15 protein-coding genes, 2 tRNA genes and 2 rRNA genes (1 of these 19 only partly in view) are annotated in these 16969 nt (G+C 42.4%); 14 read left to right on the top strand and 5 right to left on the bottom strand.

The annotated features are described in order from the left end of the window. Positions 1-82 precede the first annotated feature (82 nt). Complete coding sequence (locus tag AXE83_RS09520; RefSeq protein ID WP_060956255.1) at positions 83-646, top strand: sugar O-acetyltransferase; 564 nt, start codon at positions 83-85, stop codon at positions 644-646. Positions 647-783: 137 nt separating this feature from the next. Here AXE83_RS09520 and AXE83_RS09515 read toward each other — a convergent pair whose 3' ends face one another. Further along, positions 784-1467: a DUF4956 domain-containing protein gene (locus AXE83_RS09515; protein ID WP_045762619.1), complete on the bottom strand. Its 684-nt coding sequence runs from the start codon at positions 1465-1467 to the stop codon at positions 784-786. Further along, positions 1460-2236 (bottom strand): polyphosphate polymerase domain-containing protein, encoded by a 777-nt coding sequence (locus AXE83_RS09510; RefSeq protein WP_060956254.1) that lies wholly within the window; start codon positions 2234-2236, stop codon positions 1460-1462. The genes AXE83_RS09515 and AXE83_RS09510 overlap by 8 nt, the downstream gene beginning before the upstream one ends. A gap of 206 nt (positions 2237-2442) precedes the next feature. Here AXE83_RS09510 and AXE83_RS09505 point away from each other — a divergent pair, with 206 nt between their 5' ends. Continuing rightward, positions 2443-3675 (top strand): carbohydrate-binding domain-containing protein, encoded by a 1233-nt coding sequence (locus AXE83_RS09505; protein WP_060956253.1) that lies wholly within the window; start codon positions 2443-2445, stop codon positions 3673-3675. Positions 3676-3738: 63 nt separating this feature from the next. Here AXE83_RS09505 and AXE83_RS09500 read toward each other — a convergent pair whose 3' ends face one another. The 3 genes from AXE83_RS09500 to AXE83_RS09490 form a co-directional block, all read right to left on the bottom strand. Beyond that, positions 3739-3942, bottom strand: coding sequence for a CsbD family protein (locus AXE83_RS09500; RefSeq protein ID WP_000020982.1), 204 nt, complete (start codon positions 3940-3942; stop codon positions 3739-3741). A gap of 117 nt (positions 3943-4059) precedes the next feature. After that, positions 4060-4692, bottom strand: coding sequence for a DUF421 domain-containing protein (locus AXE83_RS09495; RefSeq protein WP_060956252.1), 633 nt, complete (start codon positions 4690-4692; stop codon positions 4060-4062). Next, the gene (locus AXE83_RS09490; protein ID WP_060956251.1) at positions 4689-5141 is read right to left on the bottom strand and encodes a DUF3290 family protein; all 453 of its coding nucleotides are present in this window, start codon (positions 5139-5141) and stop codon (positions 4689-4691) included. The genes AXE83_RS09495 and AXE83_RS09490 overlap by 4 nt, the downstream gene beginning before the upstream one ends. Positions 5142-5331: 190 nt before the next feature. On the opposite strand from AXE83_RS09490, the gene AXE83_RS09485 reads away from it, so the two are divergent. The 12 genes from AXE83_RS09485 to AXE83_RS09430 all read left to right on the top strand — a co-directional run. Beyond that, positions 5332-6096, top strand: coding sequence for a nucleoside phosphorylase (locus tag AXE83_RS09485; RefSeq protein WP_060956250.1), 765 nt, complete (start codon positions 5332-5334; stop codon positions 6094-6096). Between the two features lie 34 nt (positions 6097-6130). Next, on the top strand, positions 6131-7510 hold the full coding sequence (locus AXE83_RS09480; protein WP_060956249.1) for a TrkH family potassium uptake protein: 1380 nt from the start codon (positions 6131-6133) through the stop codon (positions 7508-7510). A 13-nt stretch (positions 7511-7523) separates the two neighbouring features. Next, positions 7524-8189, top strand: coding sequence for a potassium channel family protein (locus tag AXE83_RS09475; protein WP_060956248.1), 666 nt, complete (start codon positions 7524-7526; stop codon positions 8187-8189). 157 nt (positions 8190-8346) lie between these two features. Beyond that, the gene (locus tag AXE83_RS09470) at positions 8347-10575 is read left to right on the top strand and encodes an SSURE domain-containing protein (RefSeq protein WP_060956247.1); all 2229 of its coding nucleotides are present in this window, start codon (positions 8347-8349) and stop codon (positions 10573-10575) included. Between the two features lie 123 nt (positions 10576-10698). Beyond that, positions 10699-11397 (top strand): response regulator transcription factor, encoded by a 699-nt coding sequence (locus AXE83_RS09465; RefSeq protein ID WP_060956246.1) that lies wholly within the window; start codon positions 10699-10701, stop codon positions 11395-11397. Beyond that, entirely contained in the window at positions 11394-12446 is a 1053-nt protein-coding gene (locus AXE83_RS09460; RefSeq protein WP_060956245.1) for a sensor histidine kinase, read from the top strand. Before AXE83_RS09465 ends, AXE83_RS09460 begins: the two co-directional genes overlap by 4 nt. 194 nt (positions 12447-12640) lie before the next feature. Beyond that, positions 12641-13252, top strand: coding sequence for a 30S ribosomal protein S4 (gene rpsD / locus AXE83_RS09455; protein WP_000092756.1), 612 nt, complete (start codon positions 12641-12643; stop codon positions 13250-13252). Between the two features lie 204 nt (positions 13253-13456). Continuing rightward, positions 13457-13915: a sigma-70 family RNA polymerase sigma factor gene (locus AXE83_RS09450; protein WP_060956244.1), complete on the top strand. Its 459-nt coding sequence runs from the start codon at positions 13457-13459 to the stop codon at positions 13913-13915. Positions 13916-13993: 78 nt separating this feature from the next. Next, positions 13994-14065 (top strand) — tRNA-Glu (locus tag AXE83_RS09445). Positions 14066-14307: 242 nt separating this feature from the next. Beyond that, positions 14308-15854: ribosomal RNA gene (locus AXE83_RS09440) — 16S ribosomal RNA — on the top strand. A 50-nt stretch (positions 15855-15904) separates the two neighbouring features. Beyond that, positions 15905-15977 (top strand) — tRNA-Ala (locus AXE83_RS09435). 124 nt (positions 15978-16101) lie between these two features. Continuing rightward, positions 16102-16969 (top strand): 23S ribosomal RNA (locus AXE83_RS09430) (it continues 2036 nt past the right edge of the window). The 16S and 23S rRNA genes sit together here with 2 tRNA genes alongside, the layout of an rRNA operon.

Below are 16969 nucleotides of genomic sequence, written 5' to 3'. Positions count from 1 at the left end.
CCGTACTCAAGTACAGCCTGCGGCTCTCTTCCTAGTATGCTCTTTGATTTTCATTGAGTATAAAAAGCAAGGAAATTAAAACATGAAAACAGAATACCAAAAAATGATTGCGGGGGAACCCTATCATCCGTTTGATCCGGAACTACGTAGCTTGGCGCAAACAGCGCGACAAAAGCAAGCTGCTTTTAATGAAGAGGTAGATCCAGTAAAAGGTATGGAAATCATCAAAGGATGGTTTGGTTCTACTGGTGAAAATCTCTACATCAACACTCGCTTGATGGTAGATTACGGGGTCAATATTCATCTGGGAGAAAATTTTTATTCCAATTGGAATTTAACTATGCTAGATGTTTGTTCTATAACCATCGGTGACAATGCTATGATTGGTCCCAACTGTCAATTTTTAACACCCCTTCACCCACTGGACCCTGACGAACGAAACTCAGGGCTAGAATTTGGCAAACCCATCACGATTGGTAAGAACTTCTGGGCAGGCGGTGGTGTCATTGTCCTACCAGGTGTTACTTTAGGGGATAATGTCGTTGCAGGAGCAGGAGCGGTCATTACAAAATCCTTTGGTGACAACGTAGTTCTAGCAGGAAATCCAGCACGAGTTATCAAAGAGATTCCAGTTAAAGGAAATTAAAGATTGTAGAAAGAGAAAGTGAAGTCTTTTTTACAAGAGCTCTTTGGAATCGTAAAGCCTAACCAGTCCCAGTATCAAAAACTTATTGCTAGCAAAAAACGAGGTGGGAATTTTTATCCCAGCCTCGTTTTTCGTCTTTAGAGATTTTTTCTCTTTTTAGCTTTTTTAGTCAATGCCACATCGCATTGATCAATATTTTGTGTAAGATAGCTAGTCACTTGGAAATCATCTGCCTCTGTTTTTAGCTCGACTTCATAGACAATGCTAAGGTTGTCCCCTGCATTTGTGCTATTGATCGTAATCATGTCAATTTCTGAGCAGAATTGGTCAAGAGCTGATTGGATTGCTTCCTGTACCTTCTCCTGATTAGCTACCGTGATTGTCAAAAGTCTACGACGTTGATTGTCAGTTTTGACTTGTTGATTTTCCAAAAGGAACCAAACGCCCAAGATAAAGAGCGTGAAGAGAATTGCTAGGAAGAGATAGCCTGTTCCACAAGCCAAACCGATAATCATGGCTAGGAAAATTGCAATCAGTTCTCTTGAACCACTAGTTGCAGAACGGAAACGAATCAAACTAAAGGTTCCGGCTACAGCAATTGAAGTACCCAAGCTCCCATTGACCAGAAAAATAACCAAGGTCATAAGGCAGGGAAGCAGAGTCAAGCTGATAGCAAATTCTCTGGTGTAGAGGGTCCGATATTTGTAGGTCCAAGTAAGTGCCAAACCGAGGACTAGACTGACTAGAAGTGCCAGCAGTAGTTGGAAGGGATCTGCACTTGCAGTGGCGTTGTTGAAAATTGAGTTAAATAGATTAAGCATAAGCGGTACCTGCGCTTTCTATACTGGGACGTGGTGCATAAGGAAGCCCTTGAGATTTGTGGTAAGCACAACTGTATTTTGAAAATTTGTGCTCCATCAAACTATACTTGTCTAGGATGTTTTGTAACCACTGGGGTTTGTTTCCAGGAGCCTTAATCTCCATAATTACAGTATCGTCATCTAGTAAAGCATCTCCATGGTTTCCAGCGAAAAGACTGACATTTTCATCTCTATAGACTAGATTTTGGTCAATTGTGATACGAATTTTGTTATAGTTGTAGCCCTCGATGTATTTTTTTTCTTTTAATGAATAACGATCGTAGTAGATGTACATACGAGGCTGGATTGCTTGCTTGTAATCCTGATGAAGCTTTTTCACTTTTTCAATGACGACTGTATCAGTAATGCTAGCATCCAAGTGCCCTTTGGTCATAAAGTTAAGAATAGAAATAGGAGTTGAGAGTAGTCTAAACTTGCGACCAACTCCTTCTTGGTCCTTGGTTTTAATTTCTAAAAATACTTGACTATCTGCTTTGGGTTGACTGAGATAGGTCCGCATCCGAACCTTTTCTTTTCGCTTATTTCCAAAATCATCATCTTGGAGCACAGCAAAGTCTTCCGTATCAAAGTAGATATTTGAAATAGTTGAAATTGGATAGTCGTCTTCTACTAAATATTCCTTTAAATCTTGAATCAGTTTGTCTAGTTTATCTTTGGAGACAATATATTTGGTTTCAATCCGTTTGAAAGTTGTTTCTAATGGTTTCATAAGTCTTTCTCCTCTTTCTTTCAGTTATACTATTTTTAAACAAGGTGAACTTGCTTGTCTACAATTCTAGAGGGGATTTCTAAAACTTTTGTTAAATTTAACTTAATTGAAACTAAACTTAAGAAAACTTTCAGAAAAAGTTTAGGCTTCTTTTAGGAAAGACCCGTAGACTAAGGGCATGTAAAATGAAAGACGAGGAAACGAGCATGAAAGCAAAAAAATGGACATTCCTATTAACAAGTATAACAACTCTAGCACTGGTAACAGCATGTACCCAGTCAACTTCAAATACAACAGCTAGCAATAGTACTGCAACGACAACAGTAACTACTAATAAGAAAACATCTAGTTACTTTACAGATAAGGACTATGATACTTCTTATGATGAAAAAACAGCTGCAACTGTAACTTTGTCAGGATCAACGGCGACGGTATCAGGTGATGGAGTAGCCGTATCGGGTTCTACAGTTACAATCTCTAAGTCAGGAACTTATGTAATTTCTGGTCAATCCGACGGAATTCAAATCAAGATTGAAGCTGGAAGTTCAGATGATGTACACATCGTTCTAAATGGTGTAACAATGACTAATGCCAATGCAGCTATTTCTGCAACATCAGCTGGGCATGTTTACCTAACTCTAGCAGATGGCACAACAAATAGCCTGTCAGATTCAGCTTCAAATAGTGATGACAAGGCTGACGCGGCCCTCTTCTCTAAAGTGGATTTGACCATCAATGGTAAAGGAACTCTCAATGTAGATGGCAAGAAAAACAATGCTATCAAGGCTAACGATACACTTCACATCACAGGTGGAACCTACAACATCACAGCAGTTGGAGATGCCTTTAATGTTAATGATGAACTCAACATCACCGGCACAACCATGACCATCGATGCCAAGGAAGACGGGATCAAGGTCGACAATGATGACGATACTTCTGTTGGAACCATGTATCTCTCTGATAACACTATAACCGTTACTGCAGGTGATGATGGTATCCATGCCTCAGGTGATTTGGTCATCGATAGTGGAACCTATACCGTCAAGAATTCTACCGAAGGTCTTGAAGGTAAATCTATCACCATCAACGGTGGGGATATTACCATCTATTCAACAGATGATGGTGTCAATGCGGCCAACAAAAACGCCCAACAAAGTGAAATTTTCTTTACCATGAATGGTGGGAATTTGACAGTTGAAGTTGGCCAAGGGGACACAGATCCAATTGACTCAAATGGGAATATCGCAGTTAATGGAGGAACTATCAAAATGACTGGTCAATCTGGTTTTGACTTTGACGGAACAGCGACCTACACAGGTGGAGATATCTACCTCAACGGTGAAAAACAAACGGAAATCGTCAATTCTATGCCTGGAGGCGGAGGAGCACCTGGCGGTGGCCCTCAAGGAAATGGTGGCCCTGGTGGACACCCATAAAATAAAAATCTCCTTTCTCGAAAGAGAAGGGAGATTTTTTTATGTTGTTAGAACGAAAAAGAACTATTCTCCGTCTTTTTTAAAGATGTTTTTCACGCCAGATACTGCGCCTTCGACAGCTTCTTTTGCATCTTCAGCAACTTCTTTAGCTTTTGAAGCTACCTTTTCTGCAGCTCCTTCTGCTTGAGTTTTTGTATCGCCAGTTAGTTTACCAAAACCTTCTTTAACAGAACCTTTAGCTTGGTTGAATTTTTCTTCGATTGACATGGGGGATACCTCCGTTAATTTTTTGTATTATCTAAATTACATCAGATATTGGTTTAAGTATATACCCTTTTATGCTAAAAAGCAAAAAACTGATACGAAAAGCATCAGTTTATTTTTTTAATAGGTTACAATATTCAATTGACCTTTATCATATTCAGCGATAAAGATATTTGAGACTTCTTCGAAACCTTCTTCTTTCAATTTCTCAGTTAGCCACTCCTCGGATTTGCCAATGGTTTCTAGGATTTCAACTTGGACAACACCGTCTGTAATGACTGGGTACTTAGGATTTTCGTCACCCATTCTTACAACAATTAGCTGTCCATTTTGCTCAATCACAGCTCTCTTGACATCCTTTAATTGAAAGATTCCTTGAGCGCGCAATTTAAGAGCAACATCAGCAGCAGCTAGACCTTTTGAGCGACAGGCTTCTGGATCTAATGTTCCATTTTTAATGATAATCGTAGGTTTCCCGTCAATCAGATGTTTGATGAAGGAAACATTGGTATTCAACCATTTAAGGAGTAAAATGAGAATAGTCCAAATAATGAGGATAACAATGTATTGGATGATGGTAATCGAGCTATTGTAGATAACCCCACCGATAATACCCCCGAGAACAAAGTTCTGGATTTGATCTACTGCAGAACTTGGTGCTAAATTTCCTTTACCTGTTACGTTAATAACAAAAACAAGAGAAAGTAGCCCCAAGGCCAATTTAATTGCAATCGTAGCAAAAAAGCTTATCATTTTTCAACCTCCACGAGTTCAACGTCTGATTTATAGAGTTCCATCTTTTCTAACAAATAGCTATCTTGGTCAGTCCCGCTAATGGCACGATAAAAATTGTCGCCAACCTTAATAATAGCTCCATCAGTAGTAGCTGAAGTATTGACATAAATATCTTTTTTATCAACACCTAACTCTTTTGATACAATCTCGATGAAGTGTAAGGAACTACGAAATTGATTATCATTGGATTGGCTGTTTTGAAAATTCGTAATGCTAATCAATACAAAAGCAATTAACGTCAAAATAGAAATGAGCGATAATTCACGGAACTTACTCCCTCTTTTATCTTTGAAAGCCTTAAATGCAAAGAATCCAGTCACAATCACTAAGAATGTCGACACAATAATCATGGTCCAATTCTGTTGACTAATCTGACTGAGAACATAGTCATATGAATAGAATTTCATAAGATTTCTCCCTTTTTTAAATTCAATCTATTATAAACTAATTCCTAAGCTATAGCAATTTTATTATGACGAAAAAAGCATTTAATTGTTGTTTCCTACTTAAGGTAGGTTTTTCTGATTTGACTTAGCCTCCCGTCTTGACTTTCGTTTAGCTTTTGTTATAATAGTACAAATTTAGAGGAGGTGCTTTATGATTCAAAAACATGCCATTCCTATTTTAGAATTTGATGACAATCCTCAGGCAGTCATCATGCCAAATCACGAAGGATTAGATTTACAATTGCCAAAGAAGTGTATCTATGCATTTTTGGAGGAGGAGATTGACCGCTACGCCCAGGAAATAGGAGCAGAGTGCGTTGGCGAGTTTGTGTCTGCCACTAAAACCTATCCTGTTTATGTCATGAGTTACAAGGGTGAGGAAGTATGTCTGGCCCAGGCTCCTGTTGGTTCTGCCCCTGCGGCCCAGTTTATGGATTGGTTGATTGGTTACGGTGTGGAGAAAATCATCTCCACGGGAACCTGCGGGGTGCTGAGTAATATAGAAGAAAATGCTTTTCTAGTTCCAGTTCGAGCCCTACGCGATGAAGGAGCCAGCTACCATTATGCACCACCTTCTCGTTATATGGATGTGCATGTTCAAGCAATTTCTGCTATCGAACAAGTTTTGGAACAACTAGGTATCCCTTACGAGGAAGTCATGACTTGGTCGACAGACGGATTTTACCGAGAAACAGCTGAAAAAGTTGCTTATCGCAAGGAAGAAGGCTGCGTAGTTGTGGAGATGGAGTGTGCAGCTCTTGCGGCAGTAGCTCAGCTTCGCGGAGCAGTTTGGGGTGAGTTGTTGTTTACGGCAGATTCTTTGGCAGATCTTGATAACTATGACCAACGCGATTGGGGTGCAGAAGCTTTTGATAAGGCCTTAGAACTCTGTCTTGAAATCGTTAGTCATATGTGACAGCTTTAACTGATTTTTGTGGTACAATGTAGCTATGTTATTAAAATCAATTGTTGAAAAAATAAATACCATTCTAGGGCGTTTATCACCCGCTCGGAGAATCTTTTTAAGTTTTGCTTTGGTTATCCTCTTGGGGTCTCTCCTTTTGAGTCTGCCATTTGTGCAAGCAACAAGCTCCCAAGCAACCTATTTCGACCATCTCTTTACAGCAGTATCCATGGTCTGTGTGACAGGACTCTTTACTCAACCAGTAGCTACTACATATAACATCTGGGGTCAGTTAATCTGTATGTTTTTGATCCAGATTGGTGGTTTGGGTCTCATGACCTTTATAGGGGTCTTTTATATTCAAAGCAAGCAAAAGCTCAGCCTTCGTAGCCGTGAAACAATTCTGGAGAGCTTTAGTTATGGAGAAACTCAGTCTTTAATGGTTTTCATACGTTCGATTTTTTTGACGACTTTTATCGTTGAAGGACTCGGAGCCTTCTTGTTAAGTTTTCGTTTTGTTCCGGAATTTGGTTGGGGCCGAGGGATTTTTACCTCTATCTTCGTAGCTATTTCAGCTTTCTGTAATGCTGGATTTGATAATTTTGGTAGCACGAGTTTGCTAGCCTTTCAGACAGACCCATTGATTAATTTAGTGATAGCAGGCTTGATTATTACGGGTGGTCTAGGTTTCATGGTTTGGTTCGACTTGGCTACCCAATTAGGAAAGAAGAAAAAGCGTCGTCTTCGTTTCCATACTAAGCTAGTCCTCTTCTTAACAGCGGGGATTTTATTTGCTGGAACAGTTTCAACCCTCTTGATAGAGTGGAACAATTCGGGAACGATTGGCAATCTCAGCATCCCTGATAAATTGCTAGTCAGCTTTTTCCAAACAGTTAGCATGAGAACGGCAGGTTTTGCTTCTATTGATTTTACTCAGGCTAGGCCTGTTACCTTGATGATCTATATTTTGCAGATGTTTCTGGGTGGGGCACCTGGCGGTACAGCAGGGGGACTAAAAATCACAACCTTCTTTGTCTTGTTGGTATTTGCACGCAGTGAACTTTTAGGACTACCTCATGCAAATGTTGCTCGGAGAACGATTGAACCACGGACAGTTCAAAAATCATTCAGTGTTTTTATCATCTTCTTGATAACTTTTTTATCGGGCTTAATCTTAGTAGGAATAACAGCCGAGGGGAATCCGCGCTTTATCTACCTGATGTTTGAAACTATTTCAGCGCTTGCCACGGTTGGAGTAACTGCTAATTTGACACCAGAGTTAGGTAAGCTAGCGCTTAGTGTCATTATGCTACTGATGTTTGTTGGGCGAATCGGACCTCTGACGCTATTAGTTAGTTTGGCTGAGTATCGACCAGATAAGAAAGATATGATCCACTATATGAAAGCAGATATTACCATAGGATAAGAAAGGATAAACTATGTCAGATCGGACAATCGGAATTTTAGGCTTGGGTATTTTTGGGAGTAGTGTTCTGGCTACTCTCGCCAAGCATGATATAAATATTATCGCTATTGACAACCATGAGGAACGAATCAATCAATTTGAACCAGTCTTGGTGCGTGGTGTTGTTGGAGATATCACAGATGAGGAACTCTTGTTATCAGCTGGAATTGATACCTGCGATACCGTAGTCGTCGCAACTGGTGAAAATCTAGAGTCTAGTGTTCTTGCAGTCATGCATTGCAAGAGTCTAGGGGTGCCGACTGTTATTGCTAAGGTTAAAAGCCATACAGCAAAAAAAGTCCTTGAAAAAATCGGTGCAGACTCAGTCATTTCACCAGAGTTTGAGATGGGTCGTTCGTTGGCACAGACGATTCTCTTTAATAACAGTGTAGATGTCTTTCAGTTGGACAAGAATGTCTCAATTGTCGAGATGAAAATTCCACAATCGTGGTCAGGTAAGAGTCTAAGTCAACTTGATCTTCGAGGACGGTACAATCTCAATATCCTCGGTTTTCGTGACTACGAAAATGCTCCCTTAGATGTACAGTTTGGACCAAATGATTTATTAAAACCGGATACCTATATCATGGCGGTGATTAATAACCAATATTTGGATACCCTAGCAAACCTTAGTGAGTAGAAGAGGAATGGCTATTCTTTTTTTCAACGACTATTGAGTCAATATAAGTATTTTATAAGAGGGATTTAAGAAAAATTTTAACTTTTTCTTAATCCTTTTTAATTTTAGGAGATTATACTAGAGTCATCAAATAAAGAAAAACTCTAAGGAGAATCCTATGAAATTCAATCCAAATCAGAGATATACTCGTTGGTCTATCCGCCGTCTTAGTGTCGGTGTTGCCTCAGTTGTTGTGGCTAGTGGCTTCTTTGTTCTAGTTGGTCAACCAAGTTCAGTACGTGCCGATGTGGTCAATCCAACCCCGACTCAAGTCTTGCCAGATGCAGATGCGGTGAGTGCAAAGAGCGATTTACCAGTAGAGCTACTCAAAGAAGCAGTTGATACAGCTCTTCCTTCAGAACAGGCCGACTCAACATTTAAAGCAAGCTTGGATACTACAAGCTCTTCAGAAAAAGTGGATGTTGCTGATAAAGAGCAAGTAGTAGCGCCAAAAGAAGAAGTGCAAGCAAAGCCAGAATCTAAGAAACAGACAGAAGATGCGGTTAAACTTGCAACAAATTCTGCTCCTGTAGTCTCTGGACAAGACCGTGAAGCAAATGAAGCTCAACCAGCAACTACTCCAGCTGAAGTGCAAAAAGGCGTAGCCGACAATACCAAAGATACGGTAGACGTTCCAGCATCTTACCTGGACAAAGCCAACTTCCCTGGCCCATTCACAGCCGGTGTCAATCAAGTCATTCCATATGAATTCTTCGCTGGAGACGGCATGTTGACTCGTCTTATCTTGAAAGCTTCAGACAAGGCCCCATGGTCAGACAACGGCTCAGCCAAGAATCCCGCCCTTCCACCAGTAGAAAAATTGGGCAAAGGCCTTTACTTCTATGAAGTAGATTTGGCAGGTACCCAAGGCAAATCAGACAAAGAACTACTTGACCTCTTAAAACAAAACGGCACTCAAAGCTATAAAGCTACTATCAAAGTGTATGGCGCTAAAGATGGTAAGGCAGACTTGAGCAATCTTGTAGCGACTAAGGATTTGACAGTAAACTTGAATGGCTTGACCACTCCAGCTGAAGTGCAAAAAGGCGTGGCTGACAATACTAAAGACACAGTGGACGTCCCAGCCACTTACTTGGACAAAGCCAACTTCCCAGGTCCATTCACAGCCGGTGTCAATCAAGTCATTCCATACGAATTCTTCGCAGGTGACGGTATGTTGACCCGCCTCATTTTGAAAGCATCTGACAAGGCCCCATGGTCAGACAATGGTTCAGCTAAAAATCCCGCCCTTCCACCAGTAGAGAAATTGGGCAAAGGCCTCTACTTCTATGAAGTGGATTTGGCCGGCACTCAAGGAAAATCTGACAAAGAACTTCTTGATTTCTTAAGACAAAACGGCACTCAAAGTTACAAGGCAACTATCAAAGTGTACGGTGCGAAGGATGGTAAGGCCGATTTGACAAATCTCGTAGCGACTAAGGATTTGGATATCAACTTGAACGGCTTGACTACAACAGCTGAAGTTCAAAAAGGCGTAGCCGACAACACTAAAGACACAATAGATGTTCCAGCTACTTACTTGGACAAAGCGAACTTCCCAGGCCCATTTACAGCTGGCGTCAATCAAGTTATTCCATACGAATTCTTCGCTGGTGACGGTATGTTGACTCGTCTTATTTTGAAAGCCTCCGATAAGGCCCCATGGTCAGACAACGGTTCAGCCAAAAATCCCGCCCTTCCACCAGTAGAAAAATTGGGCAAAGGTCTTTACTTCTATGAAGTAGATTTGGCTGGCACTCAAGGTAAATCAGACAAAGACTTGCTTGACCTCTTAAAACAAAACGGCACTCAAAGCTATAAAGCTACTATCAAAGTGTACGGCGCTAAAGATGGTAAGGCCGATTTGACTAACCTAGTAGCGACTAAAGATTTGACAGTGAACTTGAATGGACATCAGTCTCTTGTTCCGATGCAGTCAGGTTCCGTCCTATCTTCTAATGGTTCAGCTATGCCGGCTCCAATGATGAGTAGTCATCAAGATACGTCTAAGATGAAATCTAAAATGCCAGCTACTAGCCAGGATAAGATGATGCCTAATAAAGAGCAAGATAAAACCATGAATGCTAGCCAGCCTATGGCAACACCAAGTATGAAGCAAGATCAAGTTCCAGCAGCCACAAGCAAAATGCCTGATGAAGGCAAGATGGCATCTAATAACAAGGTGTCAAATCCGATGATGGCTGATCAAATGAAAGACCAAAAAGACATGCTTCCATATACTGGTGAAGCCCAACCATCAATGGCTCCTATTGGCTTCCTTGGACTCGCCTTGGCCGGACTACTAGGTGGCCTCAGTTTGAAAGCTAAAAAAGAGGAAAATGACTAGTCTAGTTACAGACTTTCTATCTAGGATTTGAAAAATCCAGATATGGTTTAGAATGTTCGTAAAGCGATTAAAATAGTGTTATACTATTGTAGTATAGCACTGTTTTTTTCAAAGGAGAGACAGATGGGAAAGACCATTTTACTCGTTGACGACGAGGTAGAAATCACAGATATTCATCAACGCTATCTGGTTCAGGCAGGGTATCAGGTTTTGGTGGCTCATGATGGAGTAGAGGCCTTGGAAATCTTCAAGCGAAAATCGATTGATTTGATTATTACAGATATCATGATGCCTCGGATGGATGGTTATGATTTGATTAGTGAGGTTCAGTATCAATCTCCAGATCAGCCTTTTCTATTTATTACGGCTAAGACAAGCGAGCAGGACAAGATTTACGGCCTAAGCCTGGGGGCAGATGACTTTATTGCCAAGCCATTTAGTCCTCGTGAGCTTGTTTTACGTGTCCACAATATCTTGCGTCGCCTTCATCGTGGGGGTGAGATAGAGGTTGTCAGTCTCGGGGATTTACGAATGAATCACGGTAGTCATGAGGCTCAAGTAGGAGATGTAGCACTTGATTTGACAGTCAAATCCTTCGAGCTTTTATGGATTTTAGCCAGCAATCCAAAGCGAGTTTTCTCTAAGACAGATCTTTATGAAAAGGTCTGGCAAGAAGACTATGTGGATGATACCAATACCTTAAATGTTCATATTCATGCTCTTCGACAGGAGTTAGCTAAATATGCTAGTGCAGAAACGCCCACCATAAAAACAGTTTGGGGCTTGGGCTACAAAATTGAGAAAGCACGAGGTAGTCAATGAAATTAAAAAGTTATATTCTAGTGGGTTATATCATTTCAACACTCCTAACGATTATCGTAGTTTTTTGGGCAGTCCAGCGAATGTTAATTGAAGAAAGAGAGATTTATTTCCTGATTGGCATGACTTTAATCGCAAGTTTTGTTGGTGCTGGGATTAGTCTCTATCTCCTATCACCGGTCTTTACTTCATTGGGTAAACTCAAGGAACATGCCAAGCGAGTAGCGGACAAGGATTTTCCTTCAAATCTTGAGGTTCAAGGGCCTGTGGAATTTCAGCAATTAGGCCAAGCTTTCAATGAAATGTCCCATGATTTGCAAGCAACCTTTGATTCCTTGGAAGAAAGCGAACGAGAAAAGGGCTTGATGATTGCCCAGTTGTCGCATGATATCAAGACCCCCATCACTTCGATTCAAGCGACGGTAGAAGGGATTTTGGACGGGATTATCAAGGAAGGAGAACAAGCCCATTATCTAGCAACCATTGGACGCCAGACGGAAAGACTCAATAAACTGGTTGAGGAGTTGAATTTTTTGACCCTAAATACAGCTAGAAATCAGGAGAAGACGCCTGGAAAAGACAGCATTTTTCTGGATCAGCTCTTGATTGAGTGCATGAGTGAATTTCAATTTTTGATTGAGCAGGAGGAGAGAGATGTCCACTTGCAAGTGATTCCTGAGTCTGCTCGAGTTGACGGAGATTATGCCAAACTTTCTCGTATCTTGGTGAATCTGGTCAATAACGCTTTTAAATACTCTGCTCCAGGAACCAAGCTGGAGGTGGTAGCTAAGCTGGAGGATAGCCGGCTTTCAATCAGTGTGACCGATGAGGGACAAGGCATTGCTCCAGAGGATTTAAAGAATATTTTCAAACGCCTTTATCGTGTCGAGACTTCGCGCAATATGAAAACAGGTGGTCATGGCTTAGGTCTTGCGATTGCGCGTGAATTGGCCCATCAATTGGGTGGGGAAATTACAGTCAGTAGCCAGTACGGACTAGGAAGCACCTTTACCCTCCTTCTCAATCTCTCTGGCAATGAAAATAAAGCTTAAAACCCCTTTACAAATCTAGCCATTCATGGTAAAATGGATTTTGTGTGAAATATCAGCAGGAAAGCATGAAGCTCGTCAACAGGTGTCTTATAATAAGTAACCTTGGCTGTTTAGGCGAAGGGCATCTGCACGAATCAGGGCTTTCTAAGTGACTATTTCCACCGAAATATTATTTATATCAGGAGGACATTCACATGTCACGTTATACAGGACCATCTTGGAAACAAGCTCGTCGCCTTGGCCTTTCACTTACAGGTACAGGTAAAGAATTGGCACGTCGTAACTACGTACCAGGACAACACGGACCAAACAACCGTTCTAAATTGTCAGAATACGGTTTGCAATTGGCTGAAAAACAAAAACTTCGCTTCACTTACGGTGTAGGTGAAAAACAATTCCGTAACTTGTTCGTACAAGCTACAAAAATCAAAGGCGGAATCCTAGGTTTCAACTTCATGCTTCTTTTGGAACGCCGTTTGGATAACGTTGTTTACCGTCTTGGTCTTGCGACTACTCGTCGTCAAGCTCGTCAATTCGTAAACCACGGTCACATCCTTGTTGACGGAAAACGCGTTGATATTCCATCATATCGCGTAACTCCAGGTCAAGTGATCTCAGTTCGTGAAAAATCATTGAAAGTTCCAGCTATCCTTGAAGCAGTAGAAGCTACTCTTGGACGTCCAGCATTCGTATCATTCGATGCTGAAAAATTGGAAGGTTCATTGACTCGTTTGCCAGAACGCGATGAAATCAACCCAGAAATTAACGAAGCACTTGTCGTTGAATTCTACAACAAAATGCTTTAATTTTAAGATATATCTTACAGAAAGCCTACAACAGTGGGCTTTTTGCTTTGTCTGAAAATTAGATTATGAAAAACTAGCCAGCTTTACGTGAATTACAAACTTATAATCAATAACATTACAGACTCAAAAAACACAAGACAGAAATCAAAGCCCCTCTTTCCCCCTTTCTCTGCTATACTACAAGCAGAGAAAGGGGGAAAGCAAATGCTTGAAAAGTATTATGAGAAAGTAAAAGGTATTGTCCATAGATGCCGAAAAGATTATTATCTCCACCTGTGGGAAAAAGAGGATTGGGATCAAGAAGGACTGATCTGTCTCTATGAACTCCTCGAGGCTCATCCAGAATTAGTGGAAGAGGAAAAGAAGCTCTACGTCTACTTCAAAACAAAATTTCGCAATCGAATCCTAGATAGCGTCAGAAAACAAGAGAGTCAAAAACGTCGCCTGGACCGTATGGCCTATGAAGAAGTAGGCGAGATTAGCCATCGCCTACCAGAAGGAGGATTGTGGCTGGATGATTACTACGCCCTTCATGAATTGTTGGATAGTTATAGAAGAAAGTTACCACAAGATAAGCAAGAAGCCTATGAACGCCTCTGGGCAGATGAGCGTTTCAAGGGACGCAAAGCCATGCTGAAAGAGTTACAGGAAGTAATTCAGTAGAATTGAAAAAAAGTTAAAAAAGGTGTTGACAAAGTTAGAAAAGTCGGTATAATAGTAAGAGTTGAAAATAACAACTCTGGTCCGTTGGTCAAGGGGTTAAGACACCGCCTTTTCACGGCGGTAACACGGGTTCGAATCCCGTACGGACTATAGTATGTTACAGATGAAACACTAGATGAAAAAAATTAAAAAAAGTTTCAAAAAAGTGTTGACAAGCGAAAGCGGCTGTGATATACTAATATAGTTGTCGCTTGAGAGAAGTGAGTGACAAAGACCTTTGAAAACTGAACAAGACGAACCAATGTGCAGGGCACTACAACTGAAGTTGTAGTACTGAACAATGAAAAAAACAATAAATCTGTCAGTGACAGAAATGAGTGAGAACTCAAACTTTTAATGAGAGTTTGATCCTGGCTCAGGACGAACGCTGGCGGCGTGCCTAATACATGCAAGTAGAACGCTGAAGGAGGAGCTTGCTTCTCCGGATGAGTTGCGAACGGGTGAGTAACGCGTAGGTAACCTGCCTGGTAGCGGGGGATAACTATTGGAAACGATAGCTAATACCGCATAACAGTAGATATTGCATGATATCTGCTTAAAAGGTGCAATTGCATCACTACCAGATGGACCTGCGTTGTATTAGCTAGTTGGTGAGGTAACGGCTCACCAAGGCGACGATACATAGCCGACCTGAGAGGGTGATCGGCCACACTGGGACTGAGACACGGCCCAGACTCCTACGGGAGGCAGCAGTAGGGAATCTTCGGCAATGGACGGAAGTCTGACCGAGCAACGCCGCGTGAGTGAAGAAGGTTTTCGGATCGTAAAGCTCTGTTGTAAGAGAAGAACGAGTGTGAGAGTGGAAAGTTCACACTGTGACGGTATCTTACCAGAAAGGGACGGCTAACTACGTGCCAGCAGCCGCGGTAATACGTAGGTCCCGAGCGTTGTCCGGATTTATTGGGCGTAAAGCGAGCGCAGGCGGTTAGATAAGTCTGAAGTTAAAGGCTGTGGCTTAACCATAGTACGCTTTGGAAACTGTTTAACTTGAGTGCAAGAGGGGAGAGTGGAATTCCATGTGTAGCGGTGAAATGCGTAGATATATGGAGGAACACCGGTGGCGAAAGCGGCTCTCTGGCTTGTAACTGACGCTGAGGCTCGAAAGCGTGGGGAGCAAACAGGATTAGATACCCTGGTAGTCCACGCCGTAAACGATGAGTGCTAGGTGTTAGACCCTTTCCGGGGTTTAGTGCCGTAGCTAACGCATTAAGCACTCCGCCTGGGGAGTACGACCGCAAGGTTGAAACTCAAAGGAATTGACGGGGGCCCGCACAAGCGGTGGAGCATGTGGTTTAATTCGAAGCAACGCGAAGAACCTTACCAGGTCTTGACATCCCTCTGACCGCTCTAGAGATAGAGTTTTCCTTCGGGACAGAGGTGACAGGTGGTGCATGGTTGTCGTCAGCTCGTGTCGTGAGATGTTGGGTTAAGTCCCGCAACGAGCGCAACCCCTATTGTTAGTTGCCATCATTTAGTTGGGCACTCTAGCGAGACTGCCGGTAATAAACCGGAGGAAGGTGGGGATGACGTCAAATCATCATGCCCCTTATGACCTGGGCTACACACGTGCTACAATGGCTGGTACAACGAGTCGCAAGTCGGTGACGGCAAGCTAATCTCTTAAAGCCAGTCTCAGTTCGGATTGTAGGCTGCAACTCGCCTACATGAAGTCGGAATCGCTAGTAATCGCGGATCAGCACGCCGCGGTGAATACGTTCCCGGGCCTTGTACACACCGCCCGTCACACCACGAGAGTTTGTAACACCCGAAGTCGGTGAGGTAACCTTTTAGGAGCCAGCCGCCTAAGGTGGGATAGATGATTGGGGTGAAGTCGTAACAAGGTAGCCGTATCGGAAGGTGCGGCTGGATCACCTCCTTTCTAAGGATAAGGAATGCACATTGGTCTTGTTTAGTCTTGAGAGGTCTTGTGGGGCCTTAGCTCAGCTGGGAGAGCGCCTGCTTTGCACGCAGGAGGTCAGCGGTTCGATCCCGCTAGGCTCCATTGGTGAGAGATCACCAAGTAATGCACATTGAAAATTGAATATCTATATCAAATAGTAACAAGAAAATAAACCGAAAACGCTGTAGTATTAATAAGAGTTTATGACTGAAAGGTCAGAAAATAAGGTTAAGTTAATAAGGGCGCACGGTGGATGCCTTGGCACTAGGAGCCGAAGAAGGACGTGACAAACGACGATATGCCTTGGGTAGCTGTAAGTAAGCGATGATCCAGGGATTTCCGAATGGGGGAACCCAACAGGTACTACCTGTTACCCATATCTGTTAAGGATATGAGGAGGAAGACGCAGTGAACTGAAACATCTAAGTAGCTGCAGGAAGAGAAAGCAAAAGCGATTGCCTTAGTAGCGGCGAGCGAAACGGCAGGAGGGCAAACCGAAGAGTTTACTCTTCGGGGTTGTAGGACTGCAATGTGGACTCAAAGACTATAGAAGAATGGTTTGGGAAAATCAGCCAAAGAGAGTGATAGCCTCGTATTTAAAATAGTCTTTGTACCTAGCAGTATCCTGAGTACGGCGGGACACGTGAAATCCCGTCGGAATCTGGGAGGACCATCTCCCAACCCTAAATACTCCCTAGTGACCGATAGTGAACCAGTACCGTGAGGGAAAGGTGAAAAGCACCCCGGGAGGGGAGTGAAATAGAACCTGAAACCGTGTGCCTACAACAAGTTCGAGCCCGTTAATGGGTGAGAGCGTGCCTTTTGTAGAATGAACCGGCGAGTTACGATATGATGCGAGGTTAAGTTGAAGAGACGGAGCCGTAGGGAAACCGAGTCTGAAAAGGGCGCTTTAGTATTATGTCGTAGACCCGAAACCATGTGACCTACCCATGAGCAGGTTGAAGGTGCGGTAAGACGCACTGGAGGACCGAACCAGGGCACGTTGAAAAGTGCTTGGATGACTTGTGGGTAGCGGAGAAATTCCAAACGAACTTGGAGATAGCTGGTTCTCTCCGAAATAGCTTTAGGGCTAG

Source organism: Streptococcus sp. oral taxon 431, assembly GCF_001553685.1.
Taxonomy (GTDB): Bacteria; Bacillota; Bacilli; order Lactobacillales; family Streptococcaceae; genus Streptococcus.
This window is presented reverse-complemented; position numbering and strand designations above follow the sequence as displayed.